The following is an 18,829-nucleotide window of genomic DNA, read 5'->3' as shown; positions in this document are numbered from 1 at the left end:
ATCAAAAGAGGAATATATGGGATATGCCACATTTAGCGATAAAGATATTGTCTATCGCGATAAAGAAGAGTTACTAAAAAAAACTGGTATTAGCATTCCTGATCCAATTTTACCGCCACAAAAACTCGTTCGACTAACTGGCACACTATCTGAGTTTAAAGCCATTTTTTGCATGGCTCCTCTTGGCGATGGTGCTTATATGACTGAAGAGCAAAAAAAGCAGCAAAAAGCTAAGTTAAGGACTGGAGCAGCGGCGGCAATGCTTAATGGCAATAGCACTGCTGCATTAGCGGGACTAGGGCGTGCCGATGGGCAAGATCGCAGTAATTATGTTACCGCACAGTATATTACGGCAAAATTAGATAATACCATTCAGCTAAAAGGCTGGTTAGGTTTTTTTAAATTTAATGACGGTGATCAGGTTGAGGTAGTGGCGGAGCAGCATGCCGACCATTATGAAGCATATGCCATGCTTAAGCCCAAAGAGCAGATCATTTGTATCATTCCCCCTTGCAGTGGTGGACGCAAAAAAGCATTTAAAGATTTTCTGGTGTTATTTTTTCTATTTTATGTTTTATTTACTGCAGGGATGATTTATATATTTGCTAGCTTTACTTTAGAAAACGTACTAACTGCATACGCTGGAATAGGGATATTTTTGGGTCTTTCAGCAATATTCACATATGGTAAATTCAAAACTACTTATGTGACTTTAGCTGAGCAAATTTTTACCACCTTAGGTTGGCAAAATGTTCAATATATTAATTTAAGGGCAATGACTAAGCAACATATTGAGAAGTTAATTACACAAGGTAAATACTCTCTTGATTGGACAGAGTTTAAAGATACTTGGACAAGACCAGCTAGAAAATCATCTAAAAGTGCTATGGGGCTTTATTATTATCAGCCAGAAGTAGTGTTTAAAAAAGCCAATAGCAATAATTCTAAATCTAAGCCACCTCGGTAATGCACTATTATGGTAGACAATAATACGATGCCTTACGCCACATTTAGCGATAAAGATATTATTTATCGCGATAAAGAAGAGTTACTGAAAAAAACCGGCATTAGTATTCCTGATCCGATTTTACCACCAAAAAAATTGGTACGTTTAACTGGTACTTTATCCGAGTTTAAAGCTATATTTTGTCAAGCACCCCTAGCCGATGGTGCCTATATGAGTGAGGAGCAAAAAAAGCAGCAAAAAGCTAAGCTTCGCACTGGTGCAGCGGCGGCAATGCTTAATGGTAATAGTACTGCAGCCTTAGCCGCATTAGGGAGAGCTGACGGACAAGATCGTAGTAACTACCTTCCTGCACAATATATTACGGCAAAATTAAATAATACCATTCAGCTAAAAGGTTGGTTAGGATGCTTTCAATTTAATGATGGTGATCAAGTTGAAGTAGTGGCGGAGCAGCATACAAACTATTATGAAGTCTATGCCATGTTAAAACCGTCCGAGCAGATTATCTGTATAATTCCACCTTGTACTGGTGGGCGTAAGCAAGCATTTAAAGATTATATTATAATATTTTTTATTTTTTATTTTTTATTTTCATTATTTATGAATTATGCTTTTTTTAGCTTTACACTAGAAGATATATCAATTGTTTTTAGTACATTAGGTGTACTTTTTTGTCTTGCAAGTATATTGACATATAGCAAATTCAGAACCACTTTTGTTGAACTTGCCGAGCAAATTTTTACTACGTTGGGCTGGCAAAATGTCCAATATATTAATTTAAGAAAAATGACTAAACAGCATATAAATGAGTTAATTGCGTTAAATAAATATGATACAGAGTGGAATGCAGAAAAGGATAATTATACTAAACCACATAAATCCAAGGGTACTGTATGCCTTTATTATTATCAGCCTGAAGTGGTATTTAAAAAAGCCAGTAGTAACAATTCTAAACCACCTCGGTAATGTACTATTATGGTATATCTTAAATTTAGGTAATAATTTTGATTGAAAGGGATAGTTAACAGCGTGAAAGTTAACAAAGTATTACTGTATTACCTTAGCTTCACAGTAGTCTGGGATATTCGCCCATCGCCTTATCGTAAAGAATGTGCTAATAAAGGATTCTTTTATTATAAATAATTTTTTTACTATATTTTATTCTCATAGATACTCGCGCTTTGTTATTGAATACAGCTAACAATTTTGATTGAAAAGGATTCCTAACAGGACGAAAGTTAACAAAATATTTCCTGTTAGCCTCGCTCTAATGTAACGATTAAAGCGGCTGCCATGCAAAAAATGGGGCCGGCGAATATGGATGCGTCAAGTAATTTACCGGGGCTTTGTGAGGGCGCTATTGCCGAAGCTGAAAATGCACAGCAAGCCAATGTGAGAATAAAATGATTTTCGATTATTCTGATGTGATGAATAACGAAAAAATCGCGCAAATATTGGCACAACTGTTACAAATTGAACGGGGTAGCGAGCAAACTCGACTATATCTGTTATATAATCCTTATACATCGGACAACCAATCTCCATTATTTGATGACTGGCAGGCGAGTAACGCTATTTATCCAATCAGCTATCCTGACTATGCCAGTAAGCGAACGCCAGTTCTACTTGAGCTAAATAGGGATGATATTGCGCATCAACAAATTTTGTCGGAAAGCTTGCATCAAGCCTTATCTGAAATTCATCCTGATAAATTAAGTCAATTTAAGCCTCGAAAGGTCTATGGTTGGTTATTATCGTCATTATCCGCGCAGCTATTGGCGCAGCAAATAGGTTATATTGCCATTCAACCCAGAGGTCAACACCAAGAGCTAATACGCTACGTTGACCCCATGATTTTAGCGCCATTTATGTCGATATTAACTGAGGCGCAACAAAATAAAGTATTACGTCCCGTATCGAATTGGCTTTATTTAAATGGTGATGGGCAGCTAAAAACGATACAAAACCCGAATAAAATCAGAAAACATATTACCCCTCAGTTAGCTATTTTGTCTGACCAGTGGGCACAGATTGATGATATTGTGGTACGCAATCAAGTACTGACTCGCTACCGAAAATCGTTAATCACTGCCGATAGAATGCAAGAAAGTGAATGCGATAAGATTATTTGGCAGGCGCTAAAAATAGCAAAAGAACTGGGTTATACACAGTTACAGGATTTAATTGAGTATTGTTATTACTCTCTAACTATTCACCCTCGAATAATGTCACACACAAAAATAATAAACCAAATAAAGAATCAATCTGAACGGTTAAAAACAACCTTAACAAGGTTTTCAGTGCAAGATTGGCAAGAGATGAAGCACGATTTTGAAGGAATACAATAATGACTAAATGTGAACACTGCACTCCGCCTCAAGGTTTACCTATTCTACCTATTCGCTATGCTATCGCGCCGAAAGAAAAAGGTGCTAAAGACTTATTACCTAAATGGGCACAGTCGATACAAACCGCAATGATTTCACAAAAACTTAGCGACCAAAGTCAATTAGCGTTAAGGGTGATGGGTAAAGGTTACCTTTATATGTTACTCAAAATTTTGGGTAGCGATGAACTGGTTTGGCGAGTTTATTCGGTTGATGAAAATGGTGGTTTTTGGCGTCAACATAACGTTGAAAAATATGGTATCGCCAGCGTATCGGAGCCTGATGCTTTAATTGGTTGTAATGCTGGTGAACATCAATCGGGTGATGTGGCATTTATCACGATAGAGCAGCCTGAACAATGCGAGATGGCATGGCTTGCCTATAGCCGTTTTAAATGGACTGACGAGATTTGTCAGCAATATTCTGATATCAATAATGCGCAAATTCGCAGTGAGCGCATGCAAAAAATAGAGCCAGCAAAATGGCTAAAAACGCAGTTAGAAATGAATGGTGTTGCTAATGCAACCGACGATAATATTAAACAGGTTTTGGGTTATCAGTCGCCTGATGATGAAAAAAATTATCGTTATACTAAATTTACTTTTTTTGATACCAATGCCTCAACTGAATCAACAAATAATGGCCCATTATCAAGCAGTGATAAAGATGAAGTATTTTTAGTTGATATGGCAAAATTTAGATGCCGAAGTACCAGTCATAATTGGAATCAAGAGTTTAATAAACGTGATAGCAAGCAAAATCCTATCTCGTTAGCATCAGTCATTCAATCAGCTAAAGTGAACGATAGCATAATGCCGATGATGGTTGGGTTATGGGATAGTATTAGCATGGTTGAAGATGCAAAATTATGGATTAACCAAGCATTTTCACATGTTCAACAAGTTGAATTTGAGCGTGAGCGCGAGATAAATTTAGCGAGTACCTTTCAGTTTCTTGGTAAAGCAATCGAGTCGGGTGCTGCTGAAAGCTATGTTAAACAGCTTGATGACCGTTTTACTAGTAGGCTAAAAGCCATCAATGGTGAAACAAGGCGAGAGATAAATAAGCTAACGATACCAGGCGCACAAATGAGTGAGTTTGAGCTAAGCCAGATAGAGTATTGGGAGCAAAAGTTCAATGGTGAGCAGATTGCATTGCTTAATTCAATTAAAGCGAATGTAACTCGTGCGCTTGAAGAAAAGTTGATTACAGAAAAAAACCTAAATAGTATTAAAGATACTCAAACAGACATCATCACCGAGGATAAACGTTATAATTTAACGCTCGAATCCAAACGACAAGAACAGCCAGAAAGCATTCAGTATTTACAATATGAAGCGAGTTACTTATATCAATGGGCTTCACGTAATATTCAAGATAGTGAAGCATTTTTAATGCCTTATAATAAAACACTATTTGCGCCGATTATGCAGCTACAGAGTAATGCTGAAGCTAACTTTTCTGTATTAAATAAAGAGTTTGATTTGTTTAAGAAAAAAGCACTTGCCCAAGGAGAAGCTGACGAACCTATTCTTGCTAGCTTAAAAGCAGCAAGACAAGAAGAGGAGTGGCAAAAATATTCTCAGCATATTAGTGAAGAGCGGGTACAGCAATTTAACACTGCTTACGTAAGGTATCAAAAAAATGCGAATGACTATATTGCGTTATTAGTAAATGATTTTACCATTATGGTTGATGGGCGTGAATCAACTCAGCACCCTTTTTATTATGCTAACCAAGAGTATTTAACCTGTTCGACTGGTTATTTAGCCTTTATTGATGATATTTTGGTGACATTAAATAGCGAAATTACCATTATTCGTGCAGCTAAGGCTAAACAAGATAAGTTTCCACAAAAACAGCAGCCAACTAAACAAACCTCCTCACAGCAAGATTATAGTCAAGCCGATTTAGCTAAAATCACTGCTTTAAAAGATAAAGAGGCATTGGTTTATCAATTAATTGCTACTCCGTCACTGAAAACCAGTAATCTCTTTTGGGCAGCGATTCTAGCAGGAAAATCAATGACTAAGGAGCAGCAGGATGATTGTTTAGAATATATGATAGCTTCTTTTAAACAGAACAGAGATGATGTTGATGATGAATATAGAAATAAAATTATAAATAATTTTGCAGCGATTTTTAATATTCCCCCAGTTGATTTTGATAGTAAGCCACTTGAGGGCAGTAAAACCCTTGTTGAACAGACGGTTAAACAGGTAGAACTTAACATTAGTCAGCAAGCGGTGAAAGACGGCACGGTTAACGCCGATGATACCAGTGTCGATACGCTAATTGATACCACTAAAAGCGTTGCCGAGCAAGCGGTAAGTATGTATCAAAGTACCGCTGAATATCAACCGACCCAAATATCAAATAGCTCACCATCAAGTGACAGTACCGCGCTATTTAATATACTTAAAGTTGGTCAAGAAAAGCTATCAGGCTTTTTTACCTCGATCACTAACTATTTACATGATCACCAATTTACCTTTAATTCCCGTTATGGTAATGCTTTATATTCTACCGTATGTTTTGGTATGAAAATCCCCGCTAATATTATTAAATCAATTGCGAGTACAATGGTTAAGTTTAGTGATGACTTACTTAAAGCCATTAGCAAAAAGATAAAAATGGCGGCAGAAATTATTAATGGTGCTTATGACAAATTAAGCGCCAGATTACAGTCTGGCTATAAGGCTAATAATCTTAAGTTACCCATTACCCATTGTTTGCTTGGTTTTCAGTTATTTTCAATTTTCCGAACTTGGCAAAGTGCTACCAGTAAAACCGACAAAACAATGACCGCCGCTGAAGTAACTGCGCTATGGTCGGGTATTATGAGTGCTGCAATGTTGGTAACCAAATCGTTTCATTGTAGTGTTTTTATTACTAAAATGGTGGATAAAATTAAAACCAAGGCTTTTGGTACGGCACTGAGTGATTCTGCTAAATTTAAGCTATTGCGTAATAGCACCGCCGGCATTATGCGTATTGGCAATGTGCTTGGCGCAATTGGCTCATTACTCGGGGCATTATCACAACTAGATGAAAAAAACTACAGCAGCGGTGGCACCATAATGAAGTATATTAATGCGCTCAATAGTGTTTTATTAACTATTGATTTTATCTGCCAAGCAGTGGTTAAACAAACCTTAACTAAATTATTGTTAGGCTTTGCGGCTCGTTCTATTATTTGTTTCTTTTTGGGGCGTTTTGTGGCGTTTATGTTACATCCCTTAGTTGGGCTGGCAATTTTTATTTTAACGACAGTTATCGCGCTACTCAGTGATAATCCGTTACAATCTTGGTTTAAAAGTAACCGAATGGGTCGTAATTACTATATTTGGGATAATAAACGCACGTTTGGTTATACAATGAGTAATTACTCATTTTCTTATCATTCTTACCAAGATGAATTAAATGATCTACATGAAATCCTTGATACCGACGAATACAAAGCAGAGCAAAAAAGAAAAAGTGCCGAGAATAAGAGATTTTTAGACGAGATGGATAAAAATTATTGGCAAAATGTTAACCAAGCAATACTTTGATACGCTAAAATGATTAATTATTATCAATATTGGGGTGCTATATCGCTTATTTTAGCTTCTCTTTAGTAAGGAGTACTATGAATAGATTTAAAAAAATAGTTTTATTATGCGCCGTGCTATTTGGTTTTTTATATGCCTATGGAGTTTTTGCTAATCAGAATGAGAGTGATTGGGTCGTTGAGAAGCATCAAAATGTGCAAGTTTCATTATCCTCTAAAAGTAGTAATAATGAAGAGCTATCATTAATATGTTTGTTCAATGAAAGGTATCTTATCGCTGTCGACGTATCGTATGAACTAAAAGGAAACTATAAATATCTTTATGATTATCAGATAGACAATCATCATTTAGTATTTAAAGGACGTAACTTTGCTTATACTTGGATGGTGCCGGGCGTTAAATATCATGTTGATAAAGATGACTTGCAAGGAGATATTGATAAGTATAAAACTCTATTCCAACAAATGTTGCATGCTAAAAAATCATTAATTGTTAATGCCATTGATGCCGAGGGGAAAATTCAAGGTACCGCCAGTTTTAGCGTTAAAGGGCTGCCGGAAGCATTAATCGAATTTGCAAAGCAATGCGGTAGTGACTTCCAAACTTATTCTGGGATTGATGTTAATCAACCCAATAGCACCAGATCGTAATGGCGGTTAAGCAATTGGATAAGGCTGAGTAATGAATAAAGTTAAAAAAATGTGTTTATTATTCTGTTTATTACAACTCAATATAGCTGTAGCTGAGCAGCATTATAATGATTGGAATATTGATAATGATAACCCCGATATTCAAATTTCTCTATTTATGAAAAATGAGCATAGTGAAAAGATAACGATATCATGTTCACGTTCAATGTATATTACGGGTGCTCATTTACCATATATTACAGAAGATAAAGGTAAAAGTTTTTTTGATTACCAAGTTGATAATAATAGTTTGATATTTAAAGGAAACGATTATTCTGTAACATGGATAGTACCAAGTATTTGGTATAAGGATGGAGGAAATCAAATACGTGGTGATATCGTTCAATACAAAAAACTCTTTCAACAAATGCTTAAGGCTAAAGAGTCACTAACCGTTAATGCGATTGACGAGAAAGGTCATATTTACCGTTCAATTAACTTTAGTGTTAAAGGGCTGCCGGAAGCATTAATCGAATTTGCCAAACAGTGCGGTAGTGACTTTCAAACTTATTCTGGGATTGATGTTAATCAACCCAATAGCACCAAGCCTTAATCGAAAATAAATAATGGCATAAGGGGGCACATAATGGGTACACTAAAAAGAATAGCTTTATTATGCGCCGTGTTATTTGGTTTTTTATATGCCTATGGTGTTTTTGCTAATCAAGAGGATAGTGATTGGCATATTGAAAATAACTTAAATACTCAATTTGTTTTATTTTTTAAAAATAGTAGTGATGACAAAATAGGATTGACGTGTGTAGGTGAACATTATCTTATTGCTACGATTATGCAAGATAAAATGAAATATAGTGATGAGTGTTTTTTTGACTATCGGATTGATAATCATAGTATAACCTTTAACGGGAAAAACTTTGTTAACATGTGGGTAGTTCCCGGTGTTTGGTATAATCTAGATAAAGATGGAATACAAGGCGATATTGATAAATATAAAGTACTATTCCAACAAATGTTACATGCTAAAAAATCATTAATTGTTAATGCGATTGATGCCGAGGGGAAAATTCAAGGTACCGCCAGTTTTAGCGTTAAAGGGCTGCCGGAAGCATTAATCGAATTTGCCAAGCAGTGTGGCAGTGACTTTCAAACTTATTCTGGGATTGATATTAAACGGATGGAGAAATAATTAATGTGTTACTTAAAATTTGACGGTAATGATCAGGTGTATGATCGTAATAGATTACGGATTGATCACAATATTCGTACAGCATTGCCTATTATCGAGCCTGATTGTGAATTACTGATTAAAACCGGTCGTTTAACGGATATCAAGCAAGTGGCTGCTTATGCACCAATTACTCTTGACGCTTTTATTCCTAAAGATGTGCGTGAAAAGCGTGAAAAAAGGTTTAAACAAGGTGCGTGGATTAACGTCCTTAATTTAGGTCTTGCATCAGCGGGCGCAGGAATGAAACGCAGCAAAGTAGAGCCTAAAATCGCGGCGGTGTTTATCTCGGCAAAGTTAGATGATAAGCCGATTCAGGGCTGGCTTGGCTTTACTAAATTTAATGAAGGTGATGAAGTCAAAGCGGTCGTTTCGCCTAAAGCAGAGCATGATGAAGTGTATGCAATATTACGGCCACAAGATCATATTATTTCAATTATGCCAACTTGCCAGCAGGGGCATAAAGCTGGCAAAAAAACGGCGATAAAAAGTTTTTATGGCTTACTTGTCTTTATTTTTTTACTGTGTCTATTCGTTTCAAGCCTTATGGCGCGAGACCTCGTTCAATTAGCAGGCTTTACGGCATTTGGTATGATTATTTGTGGGTGCGTTGGGGTATTGGCGGCATTGAGCGTATATAAAGATGTAAAAAAGGGTGCTTATCATTTTGCCGAACGTATTTTTGCGACGCTAGGCTGGAAAAATCCCGAAAAAATTGATTTATACTATATCAATAAAAACATAATTAAAACGTTACAACAACAAAATCAATATTCTGAATGGAAACTGTCAGAAAAAGGATTACGACCATCCCCTCTTTATTCGCGTTCAAGCGTTGATGGTTTTTTTTACTATGATGAGAATTTAGATAAAGACAACTATTTGACTAATAAATAATATTTTGTTTTTACTGATCACTACCTTAGTACTTTTATCTTTTTAATTTTTATTTATTATTGTCAACATATGCCAGTTAACTTTTTATTAGTTAACTGGCTCGAAGCCGCTTTTGGTCTTAAAGCACCCCAATGGTAATTATCCTTAGATATTGAATTTAGCACTATTTGTTGATTGAAAGGGATAGTTAACAGCGTGAAAGTTAACAAAGTGTTAGCGAGTGCTATCTTTTTTTCTTATAAAGTTTTGACATCTTTTAATTATGACCATTGCTTATGGCTCATACCAATCAGAGTTAGATGATTTACATGAAATTTTAAAATTGTGTCGCTGCTTGCCAACAATAAACTACAAAATTGGTTTGCGGCAAACCGCTTTGGTAGCCAGTTTTATCGGTCAGACCGTCCAATTTTTAGTGTCAATAGAGTATGGTCTGCTTATGATGATTATCAAAAAGAGTTGGATGACCTCGGTGAAATTTTAGATACCCAAGAGTATCAAGCTAAACAAGAGCGGGAAAAACAAGCATTGAAAAAAGCTAAGAAAATTGTTAGTGAAAATCCAGAGCTAATGGGATATATATATTCATAAATAGGGATAAAAATGAAACGATTAATTATATTATGTGTGCTATTACTAACTTTTTCTGCGGGTGCTGCCGAGAAAGTCATTGAACAACAAGGTTCGTGGTCAATTATAGAGCAAGATAATTGGTCAAAGCCAAGATACATACTATCTGCAGAGGATTACAATGGTAAATTTAAATTGATATGCTCAACAGATAATAACAAAATACTATTTGCCGTCTATTATTATCACGCTCAGAGGTTAGATAATCTTTCTAAATCGACTGAACTTTTAGTTTCTCTTGATAGAAAGAGAAATAAAAATAATTTTTTTGGAACAATGTTTAATTATAGTAAGAATATTGTCTTCTGGACTAACAACCTTGATTATTCAGGTTATTTCAAAGACTATGATCAAGAGAAAGCTAAATTGACACCAATTTTTAGTCAATTATTTAAACAGTTTGCCTCTGCCACTGGTAATATCACCTTTACCGCTAAAGGCGAAGGTGACACGCTTTATCAAGCATCTTTAAGTTCTGAAGGTTTACCTGTCATGTTTGATCATTTTGCTAAATATTGTGGTGCTGATTTTATGACAGCGTTTGATATCCCAGTTGAGGAAAAATAGGTAAAAAATATTATGTGTTATCTTAAATTTGATGGTAATGATGCAACCTATGGTTTAGAGCTTTTAGCTGAAGAAAAAAATATTATTCTTCCTTACCCCATTTTAGCCCCTAAAGGCCCGCTAGTATCGATTAAGGGGCAACTTACTGAGATTAAAATGATATCCTCATTTGCACCGATATCATCAGCTTTTTATCAAAGTGAAGAGGTTTATGAAAAAAAACGCCGTAGAGCTAAACTTGGCGCATTTATTGGTATGTTTAATTTTGGACCAGCAGCAGCAGGTGCTGCACTTGACCGCCCAAAAGGGTCACTTGAAATGTGTGTGTATATCAGTGCCAAGTTAGACGGTCAGGCGATTGAAGGATGGATTGGATACGGGCAATTCCATGAAAATGATGAAGTTGTCGTAGTCGTTGATAAATCATATGACACACATTGGCAGGTTTATGCTATTGCTAGGCCGAAAGATCATGTTATTTCAGTATTACCAGGTTGTGATCAAGGGAAAAAGGCATTTTTAAAATTTTCGTGGCGTTTTTACTTTACACTAACGGTTCCGATTGTCTCTTGTTTGGCGCTTGTTATCTTTGTCATTGCATTAATTTTTACTGGATGGGACGAAGCTATTTTTGCTTTTGTTTCAATGTTTATTCTATTTCAGTTTATTGGCGCGTGTACAAGTCGAAGTCCCTATATTGAACGACGTGATGGTGATATTGCTTTGGCTCAAAAAATTTTTACAGCATTAGGATGGCAAGATGTAAGGTCTATTAGCCTATTAAATATGAATGCACAGCGAGTTAAAGAGTTGAAAAAACAAGGTCAGTATAAACATTGGGATCCGAAGCGAGATACAGGAACAAAACCCTCACCAAAGTATTTAGAATATCAATCAGGTTTTTTTTACTATGATGAAAATTTGGATAAAGGTAGTACTTTGAACAATAAATAGTATTTTGCTTTTACTTATCACAAGTCTTAGTATCTTTCTAATTTTTATTATTATCGATATATACCCAGTTAATTTTTTATTAGTTAACTGGCTCGAAGCCGCTTTTGGTCTTAAAGCACCCCAATGGTAATTATCCTTAGATATTGAATTTAGCACTATTTGTTGATTGAAAAGAAAGGGGGGGCAACAGGGAAAAAGTTTACAAAGTGTTTTGTATTTGTTTTTAAGCAGTAGATCAAAAAAGTAATTAACAGCCGATGCACGAGTATTATGTGCAATAAAATACCGATAAATGAGTTAGAAAAAACATTTTAGATTGATACAGTTTTGATAAAATCATATCTTTTTTATAAAAGTTAGCCAATAATATTGCGTTGATAGCATCCTGATTGTAATATTATCACTTTTGATAAAGTTTTATTTGTGAATAAGTTGGTAATTTTAAGTTATGATATTAGCCTTTAATAACATAATATAGTTCGTGTAATTATTCCATAGAATAAATAATGATAAATAAAATAGAGAAAGGAATAAAGAATGGGTAGAAATGTAGTTAGGCTTGGTGATCCAACCACGCATGGCGGTAAAGTGATTAGTGCCACATCAAGTAGCATTGTTGAGGGTAAACCAGTTGCTTTGCTCGGTGATCTTGTTGATTGTCCTAAAAAAGATCATGGTGTGAATAAAATTATTGAAGGCTCTAAAACCTGTTATTCTGATGGTAAACCTGTCGTAATTGATTATTGCCTTTGCGAATGTGGTTGCAAAGTTCTTTCGACAATTAAATCAGCTGAAATGGAATAATGTTGAATGTCATGGCCTAAACCTGAAATAATTCCATTAACTCGACCTGATAAGCCTAGGCGTTGGTTTTGGATTTGCGTATTTTTGACATTATTTATCATCACCGCTGCCTTTTTAATCGCGAGTTGGGGTGATAATAATTACTTTGCATCACTCTCTTTTTGGCTAATTGCGATCCTTGCCCCTTTTATTGCAGGTGGTGTCGCTTTAAGTATCCGCTTTTATTTATATGGACTAGCGCAGGAACGCTTTGATATTTGGCAGCAAGAACAAGGCAAAATTGATAATAACTGGCAAGATTGGGCAATGTCGAGTGCGGGCATTATGTTAAGTTATTGGATAACGCCTAATGAACTCACTGCCACAAAAATATTAGTTGATAGGGTTAGTTTACCAGTACAAATTGATAAAGTACTGCCATTTGATGACGATGAATTTGAGTATGAACATTACTTTGAGGATTTATTTTATAGTTTTGTTGAACCGTTAAGTCAATTACCTGATAACACAAAGATAGCAATAACGCTTTATTCTTCATCTGAATCATATAGTTATTTTGATGATATGATCCATACAATTTATCAGCGTTGTAAAATTAATAAGCCTTATTCTATTACCCACCACCTTAGCGTCGGCACTCAGGCAGAACAAATTGCCGAAATAATCGATAATCCACAATATGAAGTACAACTTATCATTGCCAATAATTTGCTATCAAAAGGCTCTGCCTTTTTAGGTGCATTATTATTAGTCGATAAGCCACTTTTGCCAAAGGTCGATAAGTCGTTGATTGAATCAAATCTTTTACGCCCAATGGTAACGACAAATATTGATGAGGCCGTCAAGCAAATGGCTGAAATACAACCCGCAATTAAAGATGTTTCACAATTATGGTGTGCAAATTTAGATAAATCTAATGAAATTGAAATCGTGAAAGCATTAGCCGTTCATCATATTTCGCCTGATAGCATTAATACTTTAGATAGTCTGGCAGGTCAACAAACTGATTTAGCCTACTGGTCATTATTAACACTTGGTAATCAATTAGTTAAACAATCACAGCAAAATATATTGCTGGCGACAACAAGTCAGGGAAAATATCTATTTTCTGTTTTGACTCACGATGATTTAGGATAAAACATGAAGAATAAATGGAAAATTTTAGGACTAGTATTTATTGTCCTGCTTTGTGCTCTACTTTTTGCTGGCATTCTCTTTATTTGGGGCGAAACGTTAGGTTACAGTTCCTTAGGGCAAAAAATAGCAATTTGGCTACAAGGCATGTTGTTACTGCTCGCATTATTGCTTACCCCAATTATTATAACCAATAGCCGTAAAATTTGGGCTAAAGATAAAGCGACTAAAGAATCACTCAATCCTGCCGAGAAAAAGAAATTAGTTAAGCCGATACCTTTTGCCGAATTTATTACGATAAAAAAATCATTACTTTTACGCTATGGTTTCTTCTGGCGTCGCCGTGTAACGAAATGCTTAGTTTTAGGCGCTAGCTCAGACACTGAAAAATTGATGCCGAATTTAACGACTGAGCACTGGCAAGTGACTGACAATACCTTAATGGTATATGGCGGCGATTGCCAAGACGAGCTAAATAACGGTTGGCTTATCGCATTAAGAAAAGCCTTTGGCCGTATTGTCTTATTACGTCGTAAACCGCTTGATGCGATTATTTGGTTATTACCAAGCAATTACTTAACATTAAACCGTAGTCAGCAGGCATTACTTGAAAAAAGTATTATGCAAATTAAGGCGCGTAATAAACTGCTTGGTTGGCAGCCACCCATTTACTTAGTTAGCACTCAAGATGGTACTTGGTCACAAGCAGGGCGAACAGAGCAAGGTGTTGGGTTATTATTTGATAAATTAAATATAACAACCCTAAATAATGTTGAGCCTCTTATCGAGCAGTTAGCCGATAAATGCTGCGAACTTGGTAGCCAGCAGGTTACTAAAGATAACCGTTATGCCTTTTTACTGCAATTAAGTCAAAATTTACAACTACGTGATAAAAATTTAATCAAGCAGTGGTTAGCGAAGTGGTTCTCTTTGCCTAAAGCACTTGCGCCGCGTGCACTATTATTTAGTCCTTTGGCATCTAATGAGGTTAGTGCTGATGAGCGGTTTTATCTACCTGAACATAATTTAGCCAGTAGTCCGACGTGGCAAACCATCGCCCTTGATACTAAGTCGCAACCCGGTCGATGCGAGGGCATTGCTTGGGGAACGTTATGTTGGTTAGCCGTGATTGCCATTATGCTAATTACCAGCGTTGGTATATTAAGTTCTTATTATAATAACCGTGCGCTCATTAACCATAGCAGTGAGCTGGTTAATCAGTTAGAGCAAAGTCAAAATAAGGCTTCTTATGCCGACAAGCTACAAGCGCAATATGCACTGCAATTACAACTTGAACAATTGATTTATCGCCAGCATGATGGAGTGCCATTTAGCTATCGTTTTGGCCTTAGCCATAATAACTCATTACTTGAAGCGCTCTGGCCGCACTATTTAACGGCTAATGATATCAATATAGCTCAGCCGTTTTTTAACTGGCAAACTCATTATTTAAATCAGTTAACGAGTATGTCGCCGGCTGATCCTAATCGGGTAAGTTTAGTTAATAATGGTCATCAAGTTTTAAAATCTTATTTAATGTTAATTCGGCCTGATAAAACTGATCCTAAGTATTTAGGCGAATTTGCCAGTAAGATGTGGCGAGCACCTGATAATATCAGCGCTGGTGAATGGCAAAAATTGATGCCTGAACTTGTCATGTTTTGGAGTAAGAGTTTAATTGATCACCCTAGCTGGGCTAAAGCTGGCTCTGATTCGTTAGTAAAAGATGTTCGGCAAATTTTAATCAACCAAATTGGGGTTAAAAATGCTGAAAATACCATTTATCAAGCGATTTTACAGCGTGCTGGGCAAAACTATTCTAGTATGACTTTAGTTAAGCTATTAGGTGATATTGATAGTCGGACATTATTTAATTCGGTCGATGAAGTTCCAGGCGTATTTACCCGTAAAGCTTGGGATGATGTCGTTAAAAGCGAGATAGCAAGCGCCGCTAAATCAAGGCAAGAACAAATTGACTGGGTGCTTAGCGATGGTTCATCATCGGTAACGAGCTCGGTTTCACCTGATGCGTTACGTCAACGTTTAACTGAACGCTATTTTAGTGATTATAGCGCGGCTTGGTTACTGTTTTTAAATAATATTCAGTGGCGACAAGCCGATAATGTTGCTGATGTCATTGAGCAGTTAACGCTAATGTCAGATGTGCGTCAATCACCGTTACTTGCCCTAATGAACGCCGTTAAGTATCAAGCTGAGGTTGCGTATAGCGGCGGTGGGATCTCTGATAATTTAATCCGCTCGGCGCAAGAGCTAATTAAAGATAAGAACCCAGCAAGCTTAAACACTAAAGTTGAGGCTTCAGGGCCATTAACGCCAACATTTGGCCCTTTGCTGAATTTGATGAATGCTAGCAATAATAGCAACGATTTGAGCTTACAAACCTATTTACTGCGTGTTACGCAAGTAAGGTTAAAACTGCAAAATATTACGAGCAGTGCAAATCCTCAGGCAATGGCAAAACAGTTAGCAAAAAGTGTATTCCAAGGCACATCTGTTGATTTAACCGAAACCCGTGATTATGGTAATTTAATTGCCGCAAATCTTGGTGAGGAGTGGTCGGGACTTGGCTATAGCCTATTTAAACAGCCTCTTGAGCAAGCATGGCAAGTTATCTTAACGCCAGCTGCTAGAAGTTTTAATGATACTTGGCAAAACCAAATTGCTTATGAATGGGAAAAATCATTTGCAGGTCGTTATCCATTCAAAGATTCAGAGAGTGATGCTTCATTTGCCGAATTAGCCAGATTTTTACGTCCAGATGCTGGTATTATCGACCAGTTTATTAGCACTGAGCTTGGCGGTATACTTGAAAAACAAGGCGGTAAATGGATTATTAATCCTGTCAATGCGCAAGGGCTGACATTTTCACCACAGTTTATTGATGCATTAGAACTCTTTAACTCGCTTTCAGCTCAGCTTTTTAGAAGTGGTGATGCACAAGTAGCGTTTGATTTGATGGCGCGAAGTGGCTATAACGTTGCACGTAGTGAGTTAATTATTAATAAGCAAAAACTGGATTATTTTAACCAAATGTCAGTTTGGCAGCGCTTTAATTGGCCGGGCGATGGTTACTCACCTTATGCGCAATTAAGCTATAGTGGCGATCAATCAAGTTTACAGCTTTATCAATACTCTTTTGGCGATTGGGCTTGGCTGCGACTTTTAGAGTCAGCTTCTGTGAAGCAAATCGATTCAAGCCGATACGAATTATTATGGAATGTATCGGGTGATCATGAACTAAAATATATTTTACGTACTCAGTCGGGTGATGGGCCACTTGCGCTACTTAAATTACGCCAATTTGCATTACCTAAAAAGGTTTTCGATGTCAGTAAATCAGACACTGGAAGCAGTTTAGGTCATAAACTATAAATACGATAGGATAAGCAATGCTCAGTCAATTATTGAGTCTATTTTTTAGTAAACAAGATCCACAAGAAACAATTCGTACGCGTTTAGATAATAACTGGGCAGATTGGCTGGCGCCAATTAGCCCAGAAAAACCAGTGGGTGAAGATCTTACCTATCATGATACGTTCCAAGAAATCAAAGAAGAAGTAGCAAAATTATCGGGCGTTGATTATCCGTTAATCATTAATACCAGTGAAACAATCCTTAAAGAACAAAGTAAGGATGTGCGCGTTGCCACTTATTACAGCTTAGCGCGTTTACAAGTCGATGGTGCAGCGGGTTTTGCTGATGGTTTAGAACTACTTGCCGGTTTACTTGAAAAATATGGAACGTCACTGTATCCATCGCGTGGTCATATTCGTAAAAATGCGATCGAATGGTTAGCAAATGCAAAATTTACTGATGCGCTTAACAAGTTACAACCGATCGATCAAGAGAGTTTATCGCGTATTATTGCTGCATTAAATTTAATTGATCACTGCAATAAAAATTTATTTGCCAGTGATGATCCAAACCAAGCTGCACAAATCCCCGATCTTGATGGCTTAATTCGTTTTTTTGCAACGGGTTTGAAGCAGCCGATAAAAAGTCAAAATGCAGAGAAGCCGCAAGTCGCAACCGAAGCCACTTACCATAACGATGAGCACAAGAAAGTTGAAGATGCCGCTATCCGCTCGCAACGTGATTTACTCGACCAAGCGCGGCGAATGGCTGCTTTTTTACGTGAAAAACCCGATGGTTATTTAGCCGCTGGCCGCTTTTTACGCGCACTGCGCTGGGATACCGTTAGCCATCTACCGCCAGTTGATAATCGAGGGCGAACTCGTTTACCCGCGCCGCGCGCTGAGCTAAGACAAAATATTAGTCGCCTAATTATTCAGCAGCAGTGGCATGAGTTATTTGAACGCGTTGAAGCTGCTTTTATGGAAAATGCTAACCATTTTTGGTTTGATTTGCAGCGCGCAGCCGTACTTGCGTTACAAAAAATGGGTGAACCTTACCAAAGTTGGGCTGAAATTTATTTAACCGATATTGGCTTAGTGCTAGAGCGATTAAAAGGAATTGAGCGCTTAGCATTTGATAACGGTACGCCGTTTGCCGATGACGATACGCTACAGTGGATTGCAACAACGGCAACGATCCATCACCTAGATGAAGATACCGTACTTGCGCCTATCGCGATATCTGCGGAAAATGACTGGAATGAGATCGAAAAGCAAGCCCTTGATTTAGCAAGTAGCGAAGGGATCGAAAAAGCGTTTTTATGGCTGCAAGGTTTGCCCGCTATTCGTTTGCCTAAGCAGCGGTATCTGCTGCAATACACCCAGGCAAGAATTGCGGAGCAAAGTGGTAAAACCGATCTTGCTTTAAAGCTATTAATTGGTTTAGATGAACAACAAGATAGTATAAATTTACAGGCATGGGAGCCGGGCTTAATTTTTGATATTAAGCAGCAGTTACTGCGTTTACTCAAACAAAAAACACAGTTAAAAGAGACAAATAAAGCGCAACTTGCCGATGATATCGATCGCTTGCAGCATCAACTTATTCAGCTTGATCCTGCTCGTGCTTTAACATTAATTTGATACGCTTATTGCCTATAATAAAATGAATAATAATAGAGACTG

At 36.9% G+C, this 18,829-nt stretch carries 15 protein-coding genes; all 15 read left to right on the top strand.

What is annotated here, in order from left to right:
* The first annotated feature begins 16 nt into the window (after nucleotides 1-16).
* Nucleotides 17-967: a putative type VI secretion system effector gene (locus tag RHO14_12080; protein ID WVD71068.1), complete on the top strand. Its 951-nt coding sequence runs from the start codon at nucleotides 17-19 to the stop codon at nucleotides 965-967.
* Between the two features lie 9 nt (nucleotides 968-976).
* Nucleotides 977-1,933 (top strand): putative type VI secretion system effector, encoded by a 957-nt coding sequence (locus RHO14_12075; protein WVD71067.1) that lies wholly within the window; start codon nucleotides 977-979, stop codon nucleotides 1,931-1,933.
* A 437-nt stretch (nucleotides 1,934-2,370) separates the two neighbouring features.
* Nucleotides 2,371-3,315 (top strand): hypothetical protein, encoded by a 945-nt coding sequence (locus tag RHO14_12070; protein ID WVD71066.1) that lies wholly within the window; start codon nucleotides 2,371-2,373, stop codon nucleotides 3,313-3,315.
* On the top strand, nucleotides 3,315-6,908 hold the full coding sequence (locus RHO14_12065) for a T6SS effector BTH_I2691 family protein (protein WVD71065.1): 3,594 nt from the start codon (nucleotides 3,315-3,317) through the stop codon (nucleotides 6,906-6,908). Before RHO14_12070 ends, RHO14_12065 begins: the two co-directional genes overlap by 1 nt.
* 77 nt (nucleotides 6,909-6,985) lie before the next feature.
* Nucleotides 6,986-7,558 carry a hypothetical protein gene (locus RHO14_12060; protein WVD71064.1) on the top strand — a complete coding sequence of 191 codons (573 nt, stop codon included), beginning with the start codon at nucleotides 6,986-6,988 and terminating at the stop codon, nucleotides 7,556-7,558.
* Nucleotides 7,559-7,589: 31 nt separating this feature from the next.
* Nucleotides 7,590-8,150 (top strand): hypothetical protein, encoded by a 561-nt coding sequence (locus tag RHO14_12055; GenBank protein ID WVD71063.1) that lies wholly within the window; start codon nucleotides 7,590-7,592, stop codon nucleotides 8,148-8,150.
* 33 nt (nucleotides 8,151-8,183) lie between these two features.
* Entirely contained in the window at nucleotides 8,184-8,744 is a 561-nt protein-coding gene (locus RHO14_12050; protein ID WVD71062.1) for a hypothetical protein, read from the top strand.
* Between the two features lie 3 nt (nucleotides 8,745-8,747).
* Nucleotides 8,748-9,680: a putative type VI secretion system effector gene (locus RHO14_12045; GenBank protein ID WVD71061.1), complete on the top strand. Its 933-nt coding sequence runs from the start codon at nucleotides 8,748-8,750 to the stop codon at nucleotides 9,678-9,680.
* A gap of 324 nt (nucleotides 9,681-10,004) precedes the next feature.
* A complete protein-coding gene (locus RHO14_12040; GenBank protein ID WVD71060.1) occupies nucleotides 10,005-10,271 on the top strand; it encodes a hypothetical protein in 267 nt (88 codons plus the stop codon).
* A gap of 12 nt (nucleotides 10,272-10,283) precedes the next feature.
* Complete coding sequence (locus RHO14_12035) at nucleotides 10,284-10,877, top strand: hypothetical protein (protein ID WVD71059.1); 594 nt, start codon at nucleotides 10,284-10,286, stop codon at nucleotides 10,875-10,877.
* Nucleotides 10,878-10,889: 12 nt separating this feature from the next.
* Nucleotides 10,890-11,831: a putative type VI secretion system effector gene (locus RHO14_12030; GenBank protein ID WVD71058.1), complete on the top strand. Its 942-nt coding sequence runs from the start codon at nucleotides 10,890-10,892 to the stop codon at nucleotides 11,829-11,831.
* Nucleotides 11,832-12,368: 537 nt separating this feature from the next.
* Nucleotides 12,369-12,635, top strand: coding sequence for a PAAR domain-containing protein (locus tag RHO14_12025; protein WVD71057.1), 267 nt, complete (start codon nucleotides 12,369-12,371; stop codon nucleotides 12,633-12,635).
* A 6-nt stretch (nucleotides 12,636-12,641) separates the two neighbouring features.
* Nucleotides 12,642-13,772: a hypothetical protein gene (locus RHO14_12020; GenBank protein WVD71056.1), complete on the top strand. Its 1,131-nt coding sequence runs from the start codon at nucleotides 12,642-12,644 to the stop codon at nucleotides 13,770-13,772.
* 3 nt (nucleotides 13,773-13,775) lie between these two features.
* A complete protein-coding gene (locus tag RHO14_12015) occupies nucleotides 13,776-17,162 on the top strand; it encodes an ImcF-related family protein (protein ID WVD71055.1) in 3,387 nt (1,128 codons plus the stop codon).
* A gap of 17 nt (nucleotides 17,163-17,179) precedes the next feature.
* Complete coding sequence (gene tssA, locus RHO14_12010; protein WVD71054.1) at nucleotides 17,180-18,787, top strand: type VI secretion system protein TssA; 1,608 nt, start codon at nucleotides 17,180-17,182, stop codon at nucleotides 18,785-18,787.
* Nucleotides 18,788-18,829 lie beyond the last annotated feature (42 nt).

Source organism: Orbaceae bacterium lpD04, assembly GCA_036251935.1.
GTDB lineage: Bacteria > Pseudomonadota > Gammaproteobacteria > Enterobacterales > Orbaceae > Orbus > Orbus wheelerorum.
The sequence above is the reverse complement of the archived record's forward strand: the minus strand, read 5'-3'. Positions and strand labels throughout refer to the sequence as shown.